Source organism: Fimbriimonadia bacterium, assembly GCA_039961735.1.
Lineage (GTDB): Bacteria > Armatimonadota > Fimbriimonadia > Fimbriimonadales > JABRVX01 > JABRVX01.
Map to the genome: position 1 here is coordinate 99,471 of JABRVX010000003.1, position 22,427 is coordinate 121,897.

General features: G+C 62.5%; 18 protein-coding genes. 7 read left to right on the forward strand and 11 right to left on the reverse strand.

Annotated features, from left to right (window positions below; all coding sequences use genetic code 11):
- The first annotated feature begins 22 nt into the window (after positions 1-22).
- Positions 23-1,465 carry a hypothetical protein gene (locus HRF45_01180; GenBank protein MEP0765142.1) on the forward strand — a complete coding sequence of 481 codons (1,443 nt, stop codon included), beginning with the start codon at positions 23-25 and terminating at the stop codon, positions 1,463-1,465.
- A 103-nt stretch (positions 1,466-1,568) separates the two neighbouring features.
- Here HRF45_01180 and HRF45_01185 read toward each other — a convergent pair whose 3' ends face one another.
- The 11 genes from HRF45_01185 to folK form a co-directional block, all read right to left on the reverse strand.
- On the reverse strand, positions 1,569-2,429 hold the full coding sequence (locus tag HRF45_01185; protein ID MEP0765143.1) for a hypothetical protein: 861 nt from the start codon (positions 2,427-2,429) through the stop codon (positions 1,569-1,571).
- A gap of 416 nt (positions 2,430-2,845) precedes the next feature.
- Complete coding sequence (locus tag HRF45_01190; GenBank protein MEP0765144.1) at positions 2,846-4,150, reverse strand: replication-associated recombination protein A; 1,305 nt, start codon at positions 4,148-4,150, stop codon at positions 2,846-2,848.
- 212 nt (positions 4,151-4,362) lie between these two features.
- Entirely contained in the window at positions 4,363-5,997 is a 1,635-nt protein-coding gene (locus HRF45_01195; protein ID MEP0765145.1) for a S8 family serine peptidase, read from the reverse strand.
- A gap of 19 nt (positions 5,998-6,016) precedes the next feature.
- Complete coding sequence (locus HRF45_01200) at positions 6,017-7,690, reverse strand: S8 family serine peptidase (GenBank protein MEP0765146.1); 1,674 nt, start codon at positions 7,688-7,690, stop codon at positions 6,017-6,019.
- A gap of 560 nt (positions 7,691-8,250) precedes the next feature.
- Positions 8,251-9,321, reverse strand: a complete 1,071-nt coding sequence (locus HRF45_01205; GenBank protein ID MEP0765147.1) for a hypothetical protein — start codon at positions 9,319-9,321, stop codon at positions 8,251-8,253.
- Positions 9,318-10,718, reverse strand: coding sequence for a methanol--corrinoid methyltransferase (locus HRF45_01210; protein MEP0765148.1), 1,401 nt, complete (start codon positions 10,716-10,718; stop codon positions 9,318-9,320). The genes HRF45_01205 and HRF45_01210 overlap by 4 nt, the downstream gene beginning before the upstream one ends.
- Positions 10,719-10,722: 4 nt before the next feature.
- Entirely contained in the window at positions 10,723-11,358 is a 636-nt protein-coding gene (locus tag HRF45_01215; protein ID MEP0765149.1) for a corrinoid protein, read from the reverse strand.
- 125 nt (positions 11,359-11,483) lie between these two features.
- On the reverse strand, positions 11,484-12,749 hold the full coding sequence (locus tag HRF45_01220; GenBank protein MEP0765150.1) for a type II/IV secretion system protein: 1,266 nt from the start codon (positions 12,747-12,749) through the stop codon (positions 11,484-11,486).
- A 79-nt stretch (positions 12,750-12,828) separates the two neighbouring features.
- Positions 12,829-13,944, reverse strand: coding sequence for a J domain-containing protein (locus HRF45_01225; protein MEP0765151.1), 1,116 nt, complete (start codon positions 13,942-13,944; stop codon positions 12,829-12,831).
- Positions 13,944-15,116, reverse strand: coding sequence for a type II secretion system F family protein (locus tag HRF45_01230; GenBank protein ID MEP0765152.1), 1,173 nt, complete (start codon positions 15,114-15,116; stop codon positions 13,944-13,946). The genes HRF45_01225 and HRF45_01230 overlap by 1 nt, the downstream gene beginning before the upstream one ends.
- 24 nt (positions 15,117-15,140) lie before the next feature.
- Positions 15,141-15,731 carry a 2-amino-4-hydroxy-6-hydroxymethyldihydropteridine diphosphokinase gene (gene folK, locus HRF45_01235; protein MEP0765153.1) on the reverse strand — a complete coding sequence of 197 codons (591 nt, stop codon included), beginning with the start codon at positions 15,729-15,731 and terminating at the stop codon, positions 15,141-15,143.
- Positions 15,732-15,789: 58 nt separating this feature from the next.
- Here folK and HRF45_01240 point away from each other — a divergent pair, with 58 nt between their 5' ends.
- The 6 genes from HRF45_01240 to HRF45_01265 all read left to right on the forward strand — a co-directional run bounded on the left by HRF45_01240 (position 15,790) and on the right by HRF45_01265 (position 22,411).
- Positions 15,790-16,320, forward strand: coding sequence for a D-lyxose/D-mannose family sugar isomerase (locus HRF45_01240; GenBank protein MEP0765154.1), 531 nt, complete (start codon positions 15,790-15,792; stop codon positions 16,318-16,320).
- Between the two features lie 180 nt (positions 16,321-16,500).
- Positions 16,501-16,770, forward strand: coding sequence for a 30S ribosomal protein S15 (rpsO, locus tag HRF45_01245; GenBank protein MEP0765155.1), 270 nt, complete (start codon positions 16,501-16,503; stop codon positions 16,768-16,770).
- Positions 16,771-16,802: 32 nt separating this feature from the next.
- Positions 16,803-19,172 carry a polyribonucleotide nucleotidyltransferase gene (locus HRF45_01250; GenBank protein MEP0765156.1) on the forward strand — a complete coding sequence of 790 codons (2,370 nt, stop codon included), beginning with the start codon at positions 16,803-16,805 and terminating at the stop codon, positions 19,170-19,172.
- 132 nt (positions 19,173-19,304) lie between these two features.
- Complete coding sequence (locus HRF45_01255; protein ID MEP0765157.1) at positions 19,305-20,555, forward strand: insulinase family protein; 1,251 nt, start codon at positions 19,305-19,307, stop codon at positions 20,553-20,555.
- A 1-nt stretch (position 20,556) separates the two neighbouring features.
- Positions 20,557-21,345 carry a 4-hydroxy-tetrahydrodipicolinate reductase gene (locus tag HRF45_01260; GenBank protein ID MEP0765158.1) on the forward strand — a complete coding sequence of 263 codons (789 nt, stop codon included), beginning with the start codon at positions 20,557-20,559 and terminating at the stop codon, positions 21,343-21,345.
- Positions 21,305-22,411 (forward strand): aspartate-semialdehyde dehydrogenase, encoded by a 1,107-nt coding sequence (locus HRF45_01265; protein ID MEP0765159.1) that lies wholly within the window; start codon positions 21,305-21,307, stop codon positions 22,409-22,411. Before HRF45_01260 ends, HRF45_01265 begins: the two co-directional genes overlap by 41 nt.
- Positions 22,412-22,427: the final 16 nt, after the last annotated feature.

Below are 22,427 nucleotides of genomic sequence, written 5' to 3' on the forward strand. Positions count from 1 at the left end.
CACGACATCCCGCCGAGGTGACATGATGGCGACTTCTGCGAACGGCCCGCGACCCGGTCCGAGGCTCGGACTGCTGATAACCTCGATTGACGTGTTCAACCCGGAAGCGAAGGAGCGCTCGGAAGCCGGCATCCGGGCCTACTTCGACGAACTGGTGGCGAGCGGTAAGGTGGACGCGGGCTCGGTCGTGGTGGGGCGGATCGAGCGGCCACACGAAGCGGTAGCCGCGGCGGAGGAGTTCGCACAGGCGTGCGTGGACGTGGTTGCCATCGCGAACGTCGCCTTTCCCAATGGACAGGTTTTCCTCGCGCTGGCCACTAATCCCCATCTGTCCCGTCTACCTCTGGCCGTGATCGCCGATCCGGAGCCCAAGGGGGACGAGTGGGCGACCAACGCTTGGTGCGGCGCGATCATGAACAACTTCGCGGCGCATCGTCTGGGGCGGCCGATCGCTGCTATCCCTGGACCATCGGATGCCCGGTCATTCCGCGATGAGTTCGAAAGGCTGTTGCGGGTGGCCGCCACGATCAAGGCGATGCGACACGAGTTCATTGGGCGCTATGGCGACGCGCCCGGTGGTTTCCACTCGGCGACGGGAGACCAGCTCGCGTATGCCGCGAAGTTCGGGACCAGGGTGGACACGGTGGACCTTAGCGCGGTCCGCGAGTGCTTCACGACAGGCAAGACCAGTGGGTACCTGGCCGACGAGAGCTTCACCGACGACGACGTAAGAGCAACCATGCAGTCGGTGCGCGAGGGCAGGGAAGTGAGCGTGGACGACCAGATGCTGGAGAGGGGCTGCCGGATGTACCATGCCCTCCGCTGCATGGCGCGTGCCAATGGTCACACGTCGCTCGCTCTGCGCTGCTGGCCCGAGGTGAACGAACCACACATCGGAGTAAGCCTGTGCCTATGCATCAGTCTGCTGTTAGGGAACGCCGATGTGCGGGCCGCTGCGTGCGAAGCCGACTGGCCGGCAGCAGTGGTGCAGTTGTTAGGCACTCTGCTAACAGGACAGCCGGCTGTCTGCCTGGACTGGGTGAACTACACTGGTGGATCGGACATCGTGCAGCTCGGGCACTGCGGCGTCGGGCTAATGGGTCACATGGCAGCGGGCTGCCAGTGCGAGGTGGTTACAGCGCATCCCGTGCTGCGGCAGGGAGGACGGCACATGGGCCCCGTGCACATCGGGCAGTACGAGTACGGGCCGAAGACCGGAATCTGCATGATGCAGGACGTGGACCGCCGATTTCGAATGCTGGCGTTCACCGGCGAGAGCGGACCGGAGACGGACCGTGGGATGAAGTACGTGGCTGCGGACGTTCGCTTCCCGAAGTATCGCGAGCTGCATCGGCTGATCCTGGAAGGTGGATTTCCGCATCACCTCGCCGTCGCGTTCGGGGACATCCGCGAAGATCTGCGGCTGCTGTGCAAGTTCCTGGAGGTCGAGTACGTGGAGCCGTAGGTGCGCCCCTGCCATCCGGAAGGAGCGCTCGACCGTTTCGTGTGTGGGTGAGCAAGCAGAAGGCGCGATTCTATGGTGTGACAATTACGACCTACACCTATCACTACCTCGCCTCTGCAGGGGAGAAGCGATCTACGCTGAGGCGGAAGATCTCGCGCTGTTCGTTGGTCACCAGCAGCGTGCGGTCGTCTACGAAGCAAACGCCTTCGCACTGCTTGCCACCCGAGAAAACGAAGCGCCTGGCCTTGCCGGATAGCAGCTTGTTATCCTGAGCCGGAACGTCGAAGAGCCACACCGAGGAGATGGGAAAGTGCGTCAACACAGCTAGCAGCTTTCCGTCCGGGGAGATATCGGCAGCCGTCACCCACCCACCCAGGTCTTGCTTGGAGTCCAGCAGCGTCAGCACATTCACTCGATCCGTGTGCTCCGTGTCGAGACGGTACAGCTTCGTGCCGTTCTCCGGCAGGTCGCCGGACGCACCCGCGCGATGTTTGGTTAGGAAGTGCAGCTTGCCCTCGTGTACGAAGAGAGCTTCGCAGTCGAAGTGCCACCTATCGCCGGGGAACGCGTCTTGATCGGGATACGCGACCGGCAGCCACTTCAGAACCCTGGTCCTCGACGTTGCGGCCGGGTTGGGCTCCTTCAGCACGTACACTCCGAGATCGCGTCGCGCGTTGCCGTTGTTACCCATGTCCCCGATGTATAGAGTGTCGCCCTCGATGGCGATATCCTCCCAATCGAGGTTGTGTGCCGCATCTAGTTTGATCCCTGGATACGGCTCCTTGCCATCCATGGGTTGGTTCGCGTAGTACCTGTCCCCGACCCAGCTAGGCATAACCACCGATCCATCGGCACGAACGGCGAAGATGCGTGCCTCGTCTCCACTGTCATTGTGCACCCAATACACGTCTTCGTAGGTCCGGCTCTTGACGATGCCACTCATCTCGTTGATCGGTGGGTGCATGACGGTGACGGTGGATGCGAGTCTCGAAGGCTCCTGCCTCTCTTGCACCGGTGCGTGCGTGCCCAGCGAAGCTACAACTGCCAGCCCAACAGTGGTCAAGACTCTCACTGCTGTCCCCCTCCTGTTCTCCTCTTCCCGTGCCTCCACCGCCCTTTCAGTGGACGCCTTCCGCTCATGCCTCCATCCTTCCTCGGATGGAGGCAGGTACACAGTACCTCGGTCACCACCCCATCTCTCGACCCGGTGGTGGGGCGAGAAGAAGGTAAGGGCTGTCTGACCCGTCATGCCGAGCCCGTCGAAGCATGCGATCGCTGGACGCGACGCCTGCGTCTTCGGGTGTTACCATGCCATCATCGGTCGCATGGTTCGACAGACTCGGCATGACGATTGGGTGTGACCGCGGCTGAGACAACCACCTAGCCATCCGCCTTTCCACGTCGCCGTTCCTCCATCCGCGCGCGCAGCTTGGGTTCGATGCCCTGATCGCTCGGCTCGTAGTAGGGAAGTTCCCAGTCTCCCTCGGGCAGGTACTGCTGCTCCACGTAGTGGCCGGGGAAGTCGTGAGGATACACGTACCCCTCGCCCCCCTCGAGTTTCGGCGCGAAGGAGGCCCCGCTAGACCGTAGATGCTTCGGCACCGGAGGCGGCTGCCGCTTGCGCACGTCGGCTGTCGCGCGCGTGATCGCCACCATGGCCGCGTTCGACTTCGGTGCACAGGCCAGATAGGTGACGGCCTGTGCGAGCGAGAGCTGGGCTTCTGGCCAACCGATTCGCTCCACGACGTGAAACGCCGCCATAGCAAGCACCAACGCCATCGGGTCGGCATTCCCGATGTCCTCGCTGGCCAGGATCACGAGCCTGCGTGCGATAAAGCGAGGGTCTTCACCCGCTTCGATCATCCGCGCCAGGTAGTGCAGCGCGGCGTCTGGGTCGGAGCCTCTCACCGATTTGATGAATGCGGAGATGGTGTCATAGTGCGCATCGCCAGCGCGGTCGTACTTCGGTGCGGGTGCCTGCTGCGCCGCCTCCACATGTGCGAGATTGATGGAACCTTCGGTAGGGGCGAGGTTTGCGGCGGCCTCTAGGAGATTGAGCGCGATTCGTGCATCACCACCTGCCAATCGCACCACGTGCGCCAGAGCATCTGGTTCGCACTCACGCCCTATCCCGCGCTCCGTGTCGGCGAGCGCTCGCTCGACGATGACGCGCACCTCGTCATCGGTCAGCGGCTTCAGAATCAGCACTCGGCACCGCGACAGCAGTGGGGATGCGAGTGCGAACGATGGGTTCTCGGTGGTTGCGGCAACCATCTCCAGCGTGCCGTCCTCCACGTAGCCCAGGAGCGCGTCCTGTTGTGTCCGGGTGAAGTGGTGCACCTCGTCCAAGAACAGCACCGTTCGCTTGCCTGTGCTCGCCTTGCGGTTGCGGGCCGCCTGTGCCAGCTTGCGGATATCGGCAATCCCCACCGACACCGCGCTGTGCGGCTCGAAGTGAGCGTTGGAGTGTGCCGCGATGATGCACGCGAGCGTGGTCTTGCCGCAGCCCGCCGGCCCCCAAAGGATCACCGAACCCAACTTGCCCTCGCGGATAAGTCGGTGCAGCGGCGCTCCGGGCGCGAGAATATGAACCTGGCCGACGTACTCCTCCAGAGTGCGCGGCCGCATGCGGGCCGCTAGCGGCTGGTCGAGCCCGATTTCGGAGGGCTCTTCGAAGAGGGTCATGCACACCTTCTTCCGCGAACCACCCCGCAATCACCGTGTGCCGGCGATGTTCTGGAACCCCGAACACAGGGTGGGCGCAGCCGAGCCGCCGCCGGAACGAGGTACGCTCCTTAGAACGACACGAGTCCGACGCCCTAGAACACGCTATCGGCTCCGAACACCTTGGGCAAGCACGCGTGTCGCAGGGTGGTTCTCTATCTACAGTGTACCAGCTACGGATCGGCGGTCTTAGCAAAGTTCACGAGGACCATCGTCAAGTCTCCGATGTCCACCCGGCCCGAGCCGTCCAGGTCGAGGGAGGCGAAGGCTTTGTCGAAGTTGACCAGCAGGAGCGTGAGGTCTGCGAGGTCCACGATGGCGTCCCGGTTGGCGTCCCCGCCCGGCAGACTCACGCTCAGACCATCGAGCGCCTCGCCCACCTCCACGTTCTGCCCGACGAGCCTGCGGGCGAGGAAGGGCTTCCCCGGCGTCTGAAAGCGGATATCGTACTGCCCGCTGGACTGGAACATCAGGTCGAACGCGCCACCCTCGCCTGGGTTGAATGCCTGGCTCTCGATGTGTTGTGTGCCGTTCATCAGAGAAGCGATCACCAAGATGGTGCGGGGGTCGAGGTGGCCAGGCAGGAACAGGCTGCCGCGAACAGTGGCCCGTGTGGCGCGCAGAAGAGCCCGAAAGGCGTTGATCCGACCGAAGCGCACCCACTCGCCGATGGCGTCCGCGTTCTGCTCGATGTAGTTGCGCACTGCTAGGGCATGCGCCTTCGTGCGGGGCACGTCGGGCAAGTCGCGGGCCCGGGCCCCGTACAGCAGCGCGGCCAGTCCGGAAGCGAAGGGTGCTGCATAGGAAGTCCCCGAGTCGATGCCGTAGGCGCCATCCGACAGGGTAGATAGGATGTCATCTCCCGGAGCCGCAACATCTACGTATTGGTCCGGTCCCCAGTTGTACTGCGACCATGGCCAGCGCAAATCACCCGGCGAGGTAGCTCCTACGTCAATCACTACTTCATACGCTGCGGGGTAGACAGGCCAGGTGGCTGCGCTGTTGCCAGCAGCCCCTACGAGTACTGCTCCGGCATCCCATGCAGCGAGACAAGTTTCCTCCACCGCGGGGTCGTGTACCGGCCCACCGAGGCTCAGGTTGATGACGTGACAGCCGTTGGTGGTGGCCCACTGGATCGCTTCGCGCACGTCTGCAGTCGTACCTTGCGCGAATTGGTCGAGGGCCTTCAGAGGTATCAACCTTACGTTAGGTGCGGTGCCTGCAATGCCAATCCCATTGTCGGTCATGGCCCCGACGATGCCTGCAACCATGGTGCCGTGCCCGTTGTCGTCGGCGATGTTGGTGTTGTTCTCGATGGTGTTCCAGCCTGGGCCGACGTTGAGCCACAGGTCCGGATGATCCGATCGCACCCCCGTGTCCACGATGGCTACGCGCACGTCGGTTCTGCCACGGTAGAGGTCCATCGCCTGTTCCCAGCGGATGGCAGGGAGACCCCACTGGAACGGATAACTCGGGTCGTTGGGTTGCCAGAGCGCTCGATAGATATAATTAGGTTGAGCGTCCTGCACGAACGGGAGTGACTTCGCTGCCCTGACCAGGAGTTCCACGTCAGCATCCGTAGGTGCTTTAAAGAGCGCGAACCGCCCATCGCTGAGAGTTCTTTCGTGGGTGACTCCGACGTGCCGCTCGACCTCGGCGATGACGGCAGGCTGCACGGCAGAGAATCGAACGAGCACGGCGCCCGGCTCCCACTCGCCGGATGGTGGCATCGGCATCTGGGATGCGAGCGCAGCAGTCGCGAAGGCGGCTGCGTAGGTCGGAAGCGCCAATCGCACAAGCAGCATCATCCCCGGCAATGCTACTCCACTACGGGTCGGATGTCTTAGTGAAGTTGACGAGCGCAATCGAGAGGTCGAGCAGGTCCACTACCCCGTCGCCATTCAGATCGCCACTGCCTGCGCCCGCGAACTGCAGCAGGATGATGTTCAGATCGGCGATATCCACGGCGCCAGTGCCATCCGCGTCGCCGTTCAAGAGCGTGGCATCTACCGTAGACGCCGCGGCAACGCGAGACAAGCCCACGTTCGGAACGCGTCGAGCGAGGAACTTGCTCGACGCCGAGAACCGCACGTCGTACGTGCCCGGAACCGTGAAGGTGGCGGAGTACGAGCCGTCCTCGTCCAGGGCAATCGGCTTGGATGCCACCAGGTTCGAGGTGCCGGGCTCGAAGAGTTGGATCGTGATTGGCACGGTCTGCGGTGCGACGTGTCCCTGTAGTGTTAGTGTGCCCGAGATAGCTGCAGGCAGGTTAAGAGCGGCATTCAGTGCCGCATCGAGTTTGATGCGCCCATACGTGACCCACGAGCCAACGTTGTGGCAATTGGACTCGATGAGTTGTCGTACCAGCGATGCGGCCTCCGGGCTGCGTGGAGTATCTGTTCTGGGCTCCGTCAACACAGAGTAGAGCAGTGCTGCCTCCGCGGAGACATGTGGTGTGGCCATAGACGTCCCGCTGTCATATCCATAGGTCCCGCCCAGGAAGCACGAGTAGATGCTAGTTCCGGGTGCCGCGACATCCACCCACTGGTAGTCACCCTGGTTGAAGTTAGATGATCCCGCGCGAAAGTCCCCCGATGTCGAGGACGCCACGGCGATGCACTCGACGAACGATGCAGGGTAGGTCGGGAAGTAGGAGTTGTTGTTGCCCGCTGCCACCACGACGAGTACGCCGCTTGCCACGGCATACTGAACGGCGGTGAGCACGCTTGCTGGCGGGACGGCGGTGCCCGCTAGGCTCATGTTGATCACGTGGGCGCCGTTGTTCACGGAGTAGTTGATGCCGTTCGCAACGTTCTCCCACGTGCCATTGCCGCTGGCATTCAGGATCTTCACCGGTAGTAGCATGGCGGTGGGGTTCATGCCGGCGATTCCGGTAGCGTTGTTCGTTGCTGCAGCCGCAATGCCTGCCACGTGTGTCCCATGCTTGTGGTCGTCTTCGGCGACGGCGTCGTTGTTCACGAAGTCCCAGCCGGAGTTGATGATCTTAGACTGCAGGTCGGGATGGCTGAGGGCGATGCCGGTGTCGCAGATGGCAATGATGACCGAGGACTTACCCTGGTAGGTGTCCATCGCTGCAGGCCACCCGACCTTGGGCAGGCCCCACTGAAGACCGTAGAACTCATCGTCTGGCCAAGCGATCCGAACGATACCGTTCGGCTCGGCGAACTCCACACTCGGGTCGAAGCGGAGCCACGAGGAAAGGCCGACCACATTGGCGGTCGGAGCCAGCTTGATCTTGTAGATGCCGAGGTCCGGGATGGAAGGAAGCAGAGAGCCGCCGAGCCGCCCAGCAAGGCACTGCATACGTTCTGGTGTAGTGCCCTGCCGGAACTTGATCAGCATCTCTCCAGGGACGTACTCGAACGTTGGTGTCTGCGCTCGCGCGTTGAACTGGGCATGCGCGAGGCAGAGCAGTGCCACAGCGGCGGTCGTGGCGGCGCCGCGACGCAGCGCCGCTAGGGCAATCCTGGTCGAATTCATGGCACCTTTCCTCTCGGCAAGAATCACAATGGGCTCAGGCAAGCTGGTCCGTGCATGAGTTCTGCCGCAAATCCTGAGCCAATATAACTATATTGAACTGGGTAAGCGGCTCCGAAGTTCCGTTCCGTGCGCTGCGTTCCCCAAGCCCGGTATTCCACCTGGCCGTAGCGCCCAGGCAGACCGAGCCAGATGCCTCGACGCTTTGGCTGCGGACTGCGACAAAGCAGACGTCATCGCGCAGAAACCGCCGCCCGGTTTCCACCTCGGACGCGAGGCGGTAACTCACCTGCAGAAGGTTGCGGGAGACACGTTCTAGTGGCCGGTGCTGGTGGCTGTCTTGGACGATTGCGTTGGCAGTTCCGACCCTCCGACCGACGGGCTTTCTCGGATTGCGCACCGGTTCAATCGTCGTCGTAGCGCCCGTTCAAAAGGAAGTGTCTCAATAACACGCGTCATGCTGAGCCCGTCGAAGCATGACTGCTGATACCGCTAAGGTGGCAGTTAGGCCTGCTGATCCCTTCGCACCCCACCGCTGGAGCAGTGGAGGCATGGGGAATCCGCTACCACCCCAGCCGGCTGAGTAACTCCCGCGCCTGCCCTTCGTTCTCCGCCCGTGTGATCGTGAACAGCCCCTCGGGGCCTATCGCATCCACGAGCGGCAGCAGGTCCTCTGGAGCCACCTCCACGGCCTGCACGCACTTGCCTGCATCCCGAATACGCCGGTAGAGATCGTACCACTGTGGGTCTCCGCCACGCGGCAATCCCGCCTGGGGTGTCCACTCGATTGCGTGAATGGACTTTATGGCGAGCAGCGCATCGAGATGAGGCAGCGCCTGGGTCCCGTCCAGATGATACAGCACGAAGTCCATCTTGCGGCACTGCTCGTCCAGCGCAGGCACCACGAACTCACGGAACATCGCCGGGCTGATCATGCAAGAGAAGTCGCACTGCACTTTCACGGTCTTGCCGGGGCCCCAGAGTTGGAACGCGGTGAAGGCACTCCCACCCCACGGGTCTCGCACCCGCTCCAACAGTCGGTCGTAGGCTTCGAAGTAGGCTACGTTGATTTCCGTCAGACGCTCCTTCACCCACTCAGGCCGCTCGAGCAGGTCCATCAGTGTGTTGTCTGCACCCCGTAGCTGTGCGAGCGTGTCTATGTTCTCGATCAGATCAGGGAAGCCTAAAAGGTACCTACCATCTGCGTGCTCAGCTGCTTTGTCCAGCACCTCGAGATGCAGCTTCCACCATCGGTTGTCAGGGTCGAAGCGCAAGGGCGGGTGACTCTCGGGGTCGGCGATGCATGGCTCATACCAGACCGTGTTCTCCGCCACGTGTCCCTCCGCGCCCAGAAACAGCCCGAGACTGCCCGGCCCCCCGACGTCCCCATCGAACAGCGGGAAGGCCACGCCGCCGAAGAAGGTCCGGGACATTCGATACAGCTCCCGCTGCAGTCTAAGGTCTGGATCCAGCCATAGGTCCTGCTCTGGCGCGTCAGACGGTGGATGCACGTCCTCCCACGGCTCGTCCTTGGGTGCGGTGATGTGCACGGCCAGGCCCTTGCCCGCCCACCAATCCGTGAGAGCCTGCCGCGCCTTCGGCCAATCGTCCTTCCAGAGCCGCGACTCGCTCACGGCGTGAGGCCGTACTCCTCGGGCACATAGTTCACGTGGCTCATCTCGCCGAGCATCTCCCGGATGAAGGCGTCCTCGTCCTCCGGGATGACCTCTGCCTCTCTCGACATCCGGTCGAGCCAGCGTGCTTCGGTCTCGGTTATGCGAAGATGTCCCGCCGACCAGGCGTTCCGTATCTCCTCCAGCGCGACCAATGCTGCCCGCCGAGTCTGCAGAAAGTGCGTCGGCTCCTTGACGATGTGCTGCGAGATACGGAGTACGACATCCGGCCGTAGCACGTAGGCCTGCGGATCCAGGGCGGAATCCGAGTCGGAGAGCCAATCCCGCAGTCGTACGGCGTCCTCGTGCGAGCGCTTGGAGGCGGAGTTCAGCAGTCTGCAGTCGTAGATGAGCTGCTCCACCGAGACCGTCGGCGCGTAGTCGCTCAGCAGCCGCACGTTCTGCACGCTCTCGTTAGACCAGCAGTCGCACACGGCTTGCGCGATGTTGCCCATGGTGCTAAGGTGCGCACATGCGGCACTTCGACCCTCCATGGAGATCGGCACCCCGGCGATTGCCTTCATGTAGGGGCCCTCGTATGCGCAGTCCTTGCTCGGGCCCACCGCGCCGCGCTCGTAGGCGACAAGACTTCTCGGCACCGCCGCGACACGCGCCACGGCAGCAAACACTCGCGGGATCATCTTCTGCTCCGCCAGAGCCATCGCAGTGTTCGCGAATCCACACGCCGTGTCGCCCGAGGGGATGACACCGTTTTCCTTGCACACGCCTACGATGCGGTCCCACAGGAACTCCATGTCCCTACACGCCAACACCCCTAGCGCGAATACCAGCGCCCGCAGGTCGCCCGTCATGAGCGCTTCGTCGGAGATCTCCTTGCCGCCAGTAGATTCGATGGCTAGCAGATCGGCTCCAGCGCCGGCAGCCTGGCTGAAGAGACCCATCATGCCTTCCCAATACTGACTGGTCTTCATGCGGGTCGGTCGTTCCATGTCCCGATTGTCGTTCGGTGTCAGTCGGAGCGCGTTCTTCTGGCCGTGCCTGTCGTGATACTCCTGGAGGGTGTCGGCCAGAATGCGAGTGACATCTGCACCCCAGGCAGGCCGCATGGTCATGGGTGGTAGTGTCTCGAACTCGACGAGCAGGGCAGGGGCTTCGAGCGCGACGGCACGCTCGCAGACGCGGCGGATCATGTCCGAATACTGGTCACGGATTTCCGGCCAGGTCGCCTCGCCGATGTCAATCGGGGGCAGCGTGAAGTTGACTTCGGGGATGACCGTCCCGGTTCCGATCTCGACGCCTCGACCGCAGGTGACGGGCTTGGGGGCGCGCCCGAAGATGAAGTCGTTCAGCGAGGCGATGGCAAGCGTGCCGTCTTTCCAGGTGGCTTCTGGTGGCATGGCGTTAGGCGGCCGTCAGCGAGCGCGCGACGCGTACTGCACCGCTGGCGTTGTCGCTGAACCCGTGAGCGCCGATCTCGTCGGCGTACGCTTGCGTCACGGGTGCGCCGCCTATCATCACCTTTACCTTGCCATGCAGGCCGGCTTCCTTGATGGCATCCACCGTTGCCTTCATCCCCGGCATGGTGGTTGTCAATAGGGCCGACATTGCCACTATCTGAGCGTCGTTGTCCTGTGCTGCCTGCACGAACTTCTCGGGACTCACGTCCACGCCGAGGTCCACCACTTCGAACCCGCCGCCTTCCAGCATCGCCGCAACGAGGTTCTTGCCGATATCGTGCAGGTCGCCCTTCACGGTCCCGATCACGACCCTGCCGGAAAAGCTGCTGCCGCCGGCCACCAGAGCGGGCCGGATCAGCTCCATCGCAGCCTTCATCGCGCGGGCGGAGATCAGCAGCTCGGGTACGAAGTACTCGTTCGCCTCATAGCGCTTGCCGACCTCGTCCATCGCGGGGATCATGTATTGGGTGAGCAATGTGTTGGGGTCGATACCTTCCGCAAGGGCTTCTTCGACGATGCTTCTCGCCGTGTTCGCCTTACCTTCGAGCACTGCGGTGTACAAGGGGCCCAGTTCGACCATTTGCGCATTCATCTCCGGGTTGAGGTCCCAAGTTCGGCCATCGTCGCGCCGATGGGCCTCGGATTGGAACGGCCTATTCTACCAAACCGCCGGGGCACCTTCCCAACGTGGGCCGGAAGGCCGACCTACGCATCGGCCACACCCGTGTATACGGCCCGAAGAACCTCCGCAGGCGTCGTCCAGCCCTGCAGGATCTTCTGCAGGCCGTCCTCCATCATGGTTCGCATGCCCTGCTGCCGAGCCGCATGCAGAAGGTCGGGTGAGGCCCCTCCTCGTGCGATGGCGGTGCGAAACTCTGGCGTTGCAGTGACCAATTCGAAGACGCCGATGCGACCCTTGTAGCCCGTTTTACGGCATGCCTCGCAGCCCTTGCCTCGGAAGAACTGAGCGTTCCCGATCCGCTCGGGCCCGAGGCCGAGCGCGATCAACTCGTTCTCGGGCGGCACGAAAGGCTCGCGGCACTTCGGGCAGTTGAGACGGACGAGACGCTGCGCCATGATTGCTACGGTCGTACTCGCGACGAGGTAGGGCTCTGCACCCATGTCGAACATGCGCTGCACAGTCTCTACTGCGTTGTTGGTGTGAATGGTGGTAAGCACGAGATGGCCGGTGAGCGCCGCGTGGATGCCGATGGCGAGCGACTCGGTGTCTCGCATCTCGCCGACCATCATGATGTCAGGGTCCTGCCTCAGGAAGGTGCGGATGACCCTAGCAAAGGGCATCTTCTCGGTGACCTGCACCTGGCACACCCGGCTCTCGAACTCGTACTCGATGGGATCCTCTACCGTGACGATGTTGGTCTCCGGGCGGTTCAGCTTGATCAGCGAGGCGTAGAGGGTGGATGTCTTGCCCGAACCGGTCGGTCCTGTCACGCAGATCAGGCCGTACGGTTGGGAGATCGCGCGTTCCCACTTCTCGCGAACGTCTGCGTTCATCCCCAGCTTGTCCAGGTCCACCTTCATCGCTCCTGGGTCGAGGATGCGCATCACCACCTTCTCGCCGTTCAGGGAGGGAAGGCAGGAGACACGAGAACTGAGCCGTCGCTCTTCGAACTCCATGTCGATACGCCCGTCCTGCGGTTCACGGCGCTCATCAATCTGCATGTTGGCGGCCAGCTTGATGCGTGCGACGATGTTCTGAGCGATCTCGGGCGGAAACTGCCCGAAGTCGTGTAGCACGCCGTCTATGCGGTAACGCACCTTGAGCTGCTGCCTCTCCGGTTGGAGGTGGATGTCGGAAGCGTTCTGCTCCAGTGCGCGGATGAACAGGTTGTCCACCATCAGAACGGCTTCGGAGAGCTCGTCGCCGCCCATCTCGCGCATCATCCCGGTGTCTCTCAAAATGAGGCGAAACCTGCGCTTCGACTGCCATCCGCCCTGGTTCGTTGTCATCTCTGTCCTCCCATTCGCCCGCTGCTGTCGCTACGTTCGACGTGTCGCTTGCGTCTCCGTGTTGCCTGAGCCATGCGCCCTACCCCTTGAACGCGTCCATCACGCGCCAGCCTGCGAGGGCTCCGAGGAAGAGCACGTTGCCGCCCCAGATCGCAACCTCGGCCCAGCCGTGGGGTTGGGGTAGTGAAAATGCCACGGCGAAACAAGCGGTGAGAATAGTGGTCCATCCGAACAGGCGTGTGAGGCTCGGCGAGCCGGCTTCCTGCAGCAGGGCCGACACGCCGTACGCAACTAGTGCCACCCAGAACTGGATGGCGGCCACTACGCCATACACGCCCGCACGCGAGAACCTTCCGCCGAGCGAGCCGAGCGACTCCCACCGATCCAACTGTTCGGACGCAGACAGCAGCACTCCTGTGATCGCCCCGCTCACGAACATCATGAGGAGCAGACTGGGGGTCCAGTGTAGGATCATCGGAAGCAGTGCGAGCGGTGCGTCGTTGGACACGCATACGAAACCCATCAGCACAGGTTGCACGATGAGGGACACACCTAGTGCGACGTTGCGGTTGCGGATGCTCCTCGCGAGAGGCCCCTGCTTGGCGAGGCGAATCTCCTCGAGCTTGTCCAGCACCTGCTGATAGCGTCGCTCGAAACTGCGATCGTGCGGGGCGTACTGGATGGCCAAGGAGTACATCCGTGCCGCGACGTCCCACTTCTGCTGTGTTCGGTACACGTCCCCCAATAGTGCATAAGCCGGCGCAAGGCGGGGGTAGCGTCCGATAAGCGTCTTGGCTTCCTGCTCGGCAAGGCGCAGGCGCCCGGTAGCAAAGTGGATGTGCGCAGCGTCCAGTCGCTCTCTGACCTCTCTCGACGCACTAGTCGGCGAAGGCCCTGCCTTCGGGGCTTGTTCGCTCGATGCCTGTCGCCGCTCACCGGAACTCGGGGCCGTACCAGCTTTATTGCCCGATCGCCTACTCTCGATGTCCAGAATCGCATCGAAGTTAGACCTGCGTACAGGGTCGGACAGAACTCGATAGCTCTCGGTGACCTGAACAAAGCGGGCGGTGGTCTCCGGAGAGCAGCTCACGTCTGGGTGCAGCTCCCGAACTAACTGCCGGTACCGGGCCTTGATCTCTTCCTGCGTCGCATGCCGATCCAAACCCAAGATGCGGTAGTGGTCAATCGCCGGCACTAGAACTCCTTGAGCAATCCAGTCGCATATCCGGCATAGAACGACAAGATCATGTATGCGATGTAGATCATGATCCCGACATACACGAGGACGGAGAACCCCATAGCCGACTGCTTGGCTCGTACCTTCGACTCTGCCTCGCAGGCCTGCGCGACACTGGTCATCATGGCATTCAACTCACCGGTCTGCTCTCCCGTCCGGAGCATGTCGATCAGCATTGGAGAGAAAACCTGCGTGTCAGCGAGCGTCTGCGCGATGGGGGCGCCAGCCTCGATTCGGGGTGCAGCGTCATGTGCCTTCGACGCAATGACCACGCTGCCCGAGCTGTCGCCGGCTAGTCGAAGCGCGTCTCCCAACGGCACGCCGGATGCATGGAGTGCACCCAGTGCGCGTCCGAATCGTCCCATGGCAGCGATGCGTGCCGTCTTGCCTACTACTGGGAAGTTGAGACGAAACGCGTCCCACCAAAGGCGGAAGCGTTCGGAGCGCATTGCCAGCCGAAACAACACCGTGACCACGATAACAGCAGCGGCTACCGTGAGCAGTACGCCCGCATCACTAAGCGGCGCCTTGATCGTCATGCCAGAACTACCTACCACCCCCCGAATGAAGGCGTTGACCCCGAATGGCAAGACGATAGCGAACACTAACAGAAGAACGGGATAAGCAAGCTGCACCCGAAGCAGTCGTCGAATCTCGATATCGCTTTCGAGGTAGTCCGAGAGATGGCGCAATGCGTTGTCCAGGAAGCCTCCCTTCTCACCTGCCCCAACAATCGCCACCTCTAGTGGCGAGAATGTCGGTGCGCATCGCTGCATGGCTTCCCTCAGTGACGAACCCGCATCGGTCTCCTGCGAGAGCCGAATGATGGCTGCACGTAAGCGTGGGTTCGCGGTCTGCCGCGAGAGGCTCTCGAGTGCGCTCGGCATCGCCATGCCCGCCTTCAACATCATGGCAAGTTGGGAGTAGAAGGGAGCCAGCGCGTACGGGCTGATTCCGCCCCGAACCGCGCGCAGAGCCGCCTGCCCGGGCACGTGGCCGACCGGCTCGACGGCGAGCGGATCGTATCCGCGTGACCGAAGCTGCTGCTGCACCGCCGCCGAGGTATCGGCGGTCACGAGCCCGGAGACCTCGTGTCCCATCGCATCGCGCGCCGTATAGCGGAATTTCATCGCGGGCATTTCGATGACCCCCTATCAATAAGTCGGATGGAAGGATGCCGCGAGTTCGCCCAGTCGCTCCACGCGCTGCGCACGAATCTCATCACGGGCAAGGAGCTCGCACACGGAAGCGCCAGACGGGAGGATTAGGTTCGGCTCGATCTCGGCCAGCGGGGTCAGTACGAACGAACGCTGTTCCATCCGCGGGTGGGGGATGCATAGCGAGTCCGTCTCGATCTGCAGGTCGTCGTACAGGAGAAGGTCAATGTCCAGGGTGCGGGGAGCGATGCCTCCACCGCTTGCGGTGGAGGCATCGCTGGTCCCAGTCCCCACGCACGCGTCAGCCTCCACCGCAAGCGACGGAGGCATGAACTCTCGAATGCGGCCCCGAGCGGCTTCTATGGCCAGACAGCGCCCCAGCACCTCCTCGGGTCCGAGTGAAGTGTCACAGCCCACCACGGCATTCAGATAGTCAGGCTGGTGGCTGACACCCTGTGGGGCAGTGCGGTACAACGACGACACGTGCAAGATAGGACCGATCTCGCGGGCAATCCGCTCAATCGCGTATCTTAGATGCGCTGGGCTGTCCCCGAGGTTCGAGCCGAGACTGAAAAACACCCTGGCCACGGGCGGATTCTACTCCAGGGGCCCAGGATGCTCGTGGCCGTGACCGAAGGGAGCGTCTATGACAGCCGAAGAGAGAGCCAAATATGCCCGCCTGACCGTGGACAAACTCCGTGGGGCCGGGATCGCCGTGACCGAAGAGGAGGCTGGTCGGATCGAGATTGCCGACTTCGGATTAGACGAGTTCGAAAAGACCGGCCTTCTGCTGCTCGTCTACGAGAACAACGACCGGTATTGTGCCAAGGAACTGGTGCTCTTGCCGGGTCAGACGTGCCCGGAGCACCGCCACCCCGCGATCGCGGGGCAGCCGGGGAAGCGCGAGACCTTCAGATGCCGGCAGGGAGAGGTCTATCTGTATGTGCCTGGCGACCCTACTCCCAACCCGAAGGCCAAACCGCCCGCGGGTAGGGAAGCGCATTACACCGTGTGGCACGAAATCACGTTGAGACCGGGCGAGCAGTACACGCTGGAGCCCAACACGCTACACTGGTTCCAGGCCGGACCGGAGGGATGCATCGTTTCGGAGTTCTCGAGCACCTCGCGAGACGAGAGCGACATTTTTACCGACCCACAGATACGCCGCGTACCTTGACGACCCATGCCCCCGAGCCAGGCTAGCAATGTAGGCTCGGCCCGTGGTACAGTCGTGTTAAGGTCGGATGGGGCTGTCTCGTGCCGTTGTCCGCAGGTGCTTCAGAGAAGGCGCCGGCGCAGAGCGGCATAACGCGGCCCTCCGACACACTGACGGAAGGAACATCGGAGGCCACGGTATATGCCGCTGCCGCGTGAAACAAAAGCGCAGATCGTAACGGAATACGGACGAGCGGAACGGGACACGGGTTCTGCCGACGTGCAGATTGCTTTGCTGACCGCTCGCATTCAGTCCATCACAGACCATCTGCGCACCCACAAGAAGGACTTCCATTCTCGGCGGGGCCTGCTGCTTCTGGTTGGCCGCCGCCGAAGGCTTCAGCAATACCTTCGTAACGTGGACATCGAACGATACCGCGAGCTAATCAAGCGTCTTGGTATCCGCGGCTAGGCTCCGTAGCCATCGAGCTAAAACAAACTACAATGATTCATACTGTCAGCCGGGAGATCGCCGGCAAGCTGTTCGCATTCGAGAGCGGGCGGCTGGCGAAACAGGCCGGCGGCGCGGTTGTTGCAGGGGTGGGCGACACCATCGTCCTTGCCTGCGCGACCATGGCCCGCACCCCTCGCGAGGGGCAGGGATTTTTCCCCCTAACGTGCGACTACGAAGAGCGAAAGTACAGTGTAGGGAAGATCCCCGGCGGCTTCATCAAGCGCGGGGGACGCCCGAGCGACAAGGCTGTGCTCACATCGCGCCTGATTGACCGCCCGCTTCGACCATTGTTCCCAGATGGCATGCGGAATGACGTCCAGGTCATCGTTACGACCCTCTCCACCGAGGCTGACAATCCGAGCGACGTCGTGGCCGTTACGGCCGCATCTGCTGCCCTCTGCGTCTCCGACATCCCCTTCGGCGGCCCCATCGCCTGCGTGCGAGTGGGGCTGATCCAGGGCGAGATGATCGCGTTTCCTTCGGTCGAGCAAATTAATCAGTCGGACCTCGATCTGGTTCTGGCGGGCACGAAAGACCAGATTGTGATGGTCGAGGCAGGGGCCAAGTGGGTGCCAGAGTCGGTCATGCTGGACGCCATGGAACTCGGGCAAGGTGTCATCCGCGAGCTGTGCGAACTGCAAGAGGAACTTGTCGCTCTAGCCGGCAAGCCTAAGGCCGAGGTGCCCCTGTTCCTCATAGACCCGACGGTGTTGCAGACGGTTCGCACCGAGTGTGCCGCCGATATCCAGAGTGCGCTGCAGAACCCAGACAAACTCAGCCGGGAGTCCGCACTGGATGACCTGAAGGCAGACATCGTCGAGAAAATGGCAGAGCGATTCGAAGACGAGAGCCTGCAGGCTCAAGTCGGCGAAGCGGTGGACAAGTTGATCAAAGAGGCCGTGCGCTCCTCGCTCCTCGCTACCGGCAAGCGACCCGACGGGCGTGGTCCCACCGACATTCGTGAGTTGAGTGCAGAGGTGGGGCTCTTGCCTCGAACACACGGAAGTGGTCTCTTCACCCGAGGGCAGACGCAGGTTCTCACCTCGGTCACCCTCGGCCCGCTGGACGACGCCCAGATCATAGACGGCCTCGAAGAGGACACCCGGAAGCGCTACATGCACTTCTACAACTTCCCGCCGTACTCGACGGGTGAGACCCGCTTCATGCGCGGCCCGGGAAGACGAGAGGTGGGCCACGGCGCACTGGCCGAGCGCGCGCTGAAGCCGGTGATCCCGGATGAGGAGAGCTTCCCCTATGCCATCCTTCTGGTCTCGGAGGTCTTGGAGTCCAACGGCTCTTCCTCGATGGCGAGCGTGTGTGGAAGCACCTTGGCCCTGATGGACGCGGGCGTGAAAATCTCTGCGCCTGTCGCCGGGATCGCCATGGGGATGATCAGCGACTCCGAGCGACGTGTGATCTTGACGGACATCCAAGGCATCGAGGACGCCTGCGGGGACATGGACTTCAAGGTGGCCGGCACACGCGATGGGATTACGGCGTTGCAACTCGACGCCAAGATCGGTGGCCTGACCAGAGAGGACTTGGCACAGGCGCTCGAGCAAGCACGACAGGCGCGAATGGTCATTCTCGACTGCATCGTGTCCACTATTCCGGAGCCGAGAGAGAGCCTGTCGCAGTACGCGCCGCGCATCTTCATAATGGAGATTGACCCGAGCAAAATCGGCGAGGTCATCGGCCCCGGCGGCCGGGTCATCCAGAAGATCTGCGCGCTCTCAGGAGCCGAGATTGACATCGAGCAGACCGGTAAGGTGTACATCGCCGCACCGACCTTCGAGGGCGGCGAACTTGCCCAGAAGATGATCCGCGACCTCACGCAAGAGGCGGTCATCGGGTCCGAGTACGACGGCGTCGTCACTCGCTTCACCGGCCGAGGTGCATTCGTGGAGTTCTTGCCCGGCCGCGAAGGCCTGGTTCCTGTGGACAAGCTCGTACGATGGCGCATTCGCCGACCCGAGGAAGTGGTTCAGATCGGCGACTCGATCCGCGTCAAAATTGATGAGGTGGACAACCTCGGAAGGCTGAACCTGACGGCTTTGGGCCTGCCACAGACTCTGGAAAGCTTGGACGAGGCGAACCGACCGGTCGGGGCCCAAGCTGAGCGCTCTGGAGGCGGAGGCGGCTCCTACGGTCGCGGGCCAAGTGACAGAGGCCCGCGGGCTGGCGGCGATGGCCCTCGACCGAATCGTGGTGGCCCGTCTCGAGGAGGCGGTGAGCGTGGAGGCGACCGAGGACATGGACCCGGGGATCGTGGTCCGGCCCGGGGCGACAAGCCGCAAGGCAATGACCGAGGCCCGCGGCAAGACGATGGGCCTCAGGCTCGGTTCCGACCTCGGCGCTAGTCGCTGAGAGGTGAGCGACGGCCGGCGGGAGCCGGCCGTCGCAGTCATGGGGGAACTGCTGGTCAGCGGAGCGAAGTCTCTCGACGATCGATCGGGGCATGGCAGCAGTCCGATCGAGACTTTAGGGGTGCTATGAGTACAAACCGCATTGAACGCACTGTCTTAGCGAACCGTCTGCGGGTTTTGGTGGAACCAGTGGACTATGTGGAGTCCGTGGCCCTCGGGCTGTGGGTAGGCACCGGCTCGCGCTACGAGAGCCCTCAGGAAGCCGGTATCTCGCACGTGCTGGAGCACATGATGTTCAAAGGTACCAAATCCCGCACGGCTAAGCAGATCGCGGAAGAGATCGAGGGACGCGGTGGCTCTCTCAACGCGTTCACGGACCGCGAGTTCACGTGCTACTACGCGCGCGTGCTTTCCGATGACCTCCCGGTCGCTATGGACGTGCTATGCGACATGCTGGTCAACTCGCTATTCGACCCCGAGGAACTGGCCCGCGAGCGGCAAGTGATCCTGGATGAGATCAAGCGGCACGAGGATGAGCCGGACGACTTGGTGCACGACCTGCACGCCCGAGCATGCTGGGACGGCCATCCGCTCGCTCCCCCGGTGATAGGTACTGCAGAGTCCGTATCAGCGATAAAGCGGGAAGGCCTGGTGGACTACATCGAGCGTCGGTATCGGCCGAATCGCATCGTTGTTAGTGTCGCTGGCAACGCCGATCCGGCTGATGTGGTGCGTATGGTGGAGGAACGCCTCGGACTGCTGTCCGGGTTTGCGGCCGTCTCTAACGAGCAGCCTCCGGATCTCAAGCCGCAGCGCCAATCGCTGGCGAGAGACGTGGAGCAGGTTCACTTCTGTTATGGCGGACGCGGCTACGGTCAGCACGACCCCAAGAAGTATGTTGCCGGCGTACTGGATGCACTGCTAGGTGGTAGCATGAGCAGCCGGCTTTTCCAGGAGATCAGGGAAAAGAGAGGACTGGCCTACGCGATAGGATCCTATACGACCTGTCATGCGGAGGGCGGTCTGTTCACGGTGTATGGCGGTACTAGCCTTGCCAACTTCCCTCAGGTGCTGGATCTGATCCGAGTCGAGTTGAACAAAGTGGTGTCCGAGCCACCTCCTGCGGACGAGGTAGAGCGTGTCAAGAACCAGATCCGCGGAAACCTGGTTCTAGGGCTCGAGAGCATGAGCAGTCGGATGTCGCGCATGGCTAGGAACGAGCTGTACTTCGAGCGTGTGGTGCCCCTAGAAGAGACTATCGAGCGTATCAACGCTGTGAAGCCCGAGGACCTGCAACGGGCGGCCGCCGAGTGCTTTGGCGAAGACAGAATGAGCCTCACCGCAGTAGGTCCCTTCGGGCGGGAGGCGCAGGCCTAGCATGTCCACACCATCGCCGCTTCGCATAGGGGTATGCGGAGCCGCTGGACGAATGGGCCGCGAAGTGGTCGCGGCGGTCGCCGGCGATGATGGTCTAGTCCTTACTGCGGCGATCGACCGCGGCCATGTCGGTGAGGACAGTGGCACACTCGCGGGCATCGCACCCAACGGTGTACCGATTGCGGGTGACCTCCCGTCGGCATTGACCCAAGCAAGGTGTGATGTGTTGGTGGACTTCACGCAGCCTGACGCCGCGACGGAGAACGCCAGGCGTGCAGCACAACTCGGTGTTAGACCTGTGATCGGCACGAGCGGGGTCAGCGCAGAAAACAGAGCGGAACTGGACTCGCTGCTTCGTGCCAACGGTCTCGGCGGGCTGCTCGTCCCGAACTTCGCACTCGGCGCAGTGCTGATGATGAGGTTTGCCGCAGAAGCAGCCAAGTACTATCCCAATCGGGAGATCATCGAACTCCATCATGGTCAGAAGCTGGACGCGCCGTCCGGCACGGCCATTCGCACCGCCGAAATGATGTCGGAGAGCGCTGGGTGTGCCGGACCGAAGGAAAATTCTGCTGCGAGGGGAGCGGAGGTGTGCGGCGTCCGCATCCATAGCGTCCGTCTGCCCGGTCTCGTGGCCCATCAAGAGGTCTTGTTCGGACAGCCCGGCGAGCTTCTGACCATTCGTCACGACTCCTTCGACCGCAAGTGCTTCATGCCCGGAGTGCTCCTCGCCATCCGGAAGGTCTTCGATGTCGAAGGGCTCGTGGTCGGTCTTGAAGCGGTTCTGTAGCCAGGTACACTTTCCATTCACGCACAACTTCGTGGGAACAGGTAGGTGTCGGGTGTCTCGTCCTTGGAACATCGGTGTGGTCGGCGCTACGGGAGCTGTAGGACAGGAGTTCTTGAATCTTCTCGGCTCTCGGCGGATGCCGGTGGGCGAACTGAGGCTTTTCGCGTCAGCAGCATCGGAGGGCAAGACACTGGAGGCTCTCGGGGCAGACCACGTTGTTAGGGCAGCAGCAGAGGGGTGCTTCGACGGCTTGGACCTCGTCTTCTTCTCTGCAGGCTCCGGCACCGCTCGGGAGTTGGCCCCCCAGGCAATAGAAGCCGGCGCGCGGGTAGTGGACAACTCGAGCGCATTCCGAATGAACTCGGGCGTGCCACTCGTCATACCCGAGATCAACGGTGACGAGATCACCTCCGACACATGTCTGGCAGCCGTCCCGAACTGCTCCACCATTATCCTGCTGATGGCCGTGGCCCCGCTGAGGGCCCTTGCGCCCGTCCGCCGTGTCATCGTTTCCACGTATCAGGCGGCGAGCGGGGCGGGGGCGAAGGCCATGCAGGAATTGATTGACCAAGCCGGCGCAGTGCTTCGCGGTGAGAGCGTCATTCCGAAAGCTCTGCCCCACCAGATCGCTTTCAACGTATTCAGCCACGATAGCCCCCTGGACGAGACCCTGAGAAACGAAGAAGAGCGCAAGATCGAGGCCGAGTCGCGACGAATCTTGGGTCAGCACGATCTTGGTGTAACCGCAACGTGCATGAGGGTCCCGGTGCTGCGCGCTCACACCCAATCGGCCTATGTCGAGTTCGATGCCGATGTGGATGTGAACCGTGCACATGAGGTCCTCTCGCGCTTTCCAGGCGTCGCGGTCGTGGACGATCCGGCAGCAAATCACTTCCCCATGCCGATCGAGGCAACAGGTCGTGACGAGGTGCTCGTGGGGCGGATACGACGAGATACGTATAACCCCAGGGCTATAAACTTGCTCGTTTCTGGCGATCAGCTTCGCAAGGGTGCGGCCCTGAACAGCATTCAGATCGCAGAGTTGATGCGGGAAGTGGCAAGCTAGTCCTTATGAGATTTGC

Bases quoted from the DNA above. Each gene is read 5' to 3' on its own strand.
- HRF45_01180 (MEP0765142.1), top strand. From the start codon at position 23: ATGATGGCGACTTCTGCGAACGGCCCGCGACCCGGTCCGAGGCTCGGA.
- HRF45_01265 (MEP0765159.1), top strand. From the start codon at position 21,305: ATGTCGAAGGGCTCGTGGTCGGTCTTGAAGCGGTTCTGTAGCCAGGTA.
- HRF45_01185 (MEP0765143.1), bottom strand. From the start codon at position 2,429: ATGCACCCACCGATCAACGAGATGAGTGGCATCGTCAAGAGCCGGACC.
- HRF45_01230 (MEP0765152.1), bottom strand. From the start codon at position 15,116: ATGAAATTCCGCTATACGGCGCGCGATGCGATGGGACACGAGGTCTCC.
- HRF45_01215 (MEP0765149.1), bottom strand. From the start codon at position 11,358: ATGGTCGAACTGGGCCCCTTGTACACCGCAGTGCTCGAAGGTAAGGCG.
- HRF45_01240 (MEP0765154.1), top strand. From the start codon at position 15,790: ATGACAGCCGAAGAGAGAGCCAAATATGCCCGCCTGACCGTGGACAAA.
- HRF45_01195 (MEP0765145.1), bottom strand. From the start codon at position 5,997: ATGATGCTGCTTGTGCGATTGGCGCTTCCGACCTACGCAGCCGCCTTC.
- HRF45_01220 (MEP0765150.1), bottom strand. From the start codon at position 12,749: ATGACAACGAACCAGGGCGGATGGCAGTCGAAGCGCAGGTTTCGCCTC.
- HRF45_01190 (MEP0765144.1), bottom strand. From the start codon at position 4,150: ATGACCCTCTTCGAAGAGCCCTCCGAAATCGGGCTCGACCAGCCGCTA.
- HRF45_01255 (MEP0765157.1), top strand. From the start codon at position 19,305: ATGAGTACAAACCGCATTGAACGCACTGTCTTAGCGAACCGTCTGCGG.
- HRF45_01200 (MEP0765146.1), bottom strand. From the start codon at position 7,690: ATGAATTCGACCAGGATTGCCCTAGCGGCGCTGCGTCGCGGCGCCGCC.
- rpsO (MEP0765155.1), top strand. From the start codon at position 16,501: ATGCCGCTGCCGCGTGAAACAAAAGCGCAGATCGTAACGGAATACGGA.
- HRF45_01210 (MEP0765148.1), bottom strand. From the start codon at position 10,718: ATGCCACCAGAAGCCACCTGGAAAGACGGCACGCTTGCCATCGCCTCG.
- HRF45_01250 (MEP0765156.1), top strand. From the start codon at position 16,803: ATGATTCATACTGTCAGCCGGGAGATCGCCGGCAAGCTGTTCGCATTC.
- HRF45_01260 (MEP0765158.1), top strand. From the start codon at position 20,557: ATGTCCACACCATCGCCGCTTCGCATAGGGGTATGCGGAGCCGCTGGA.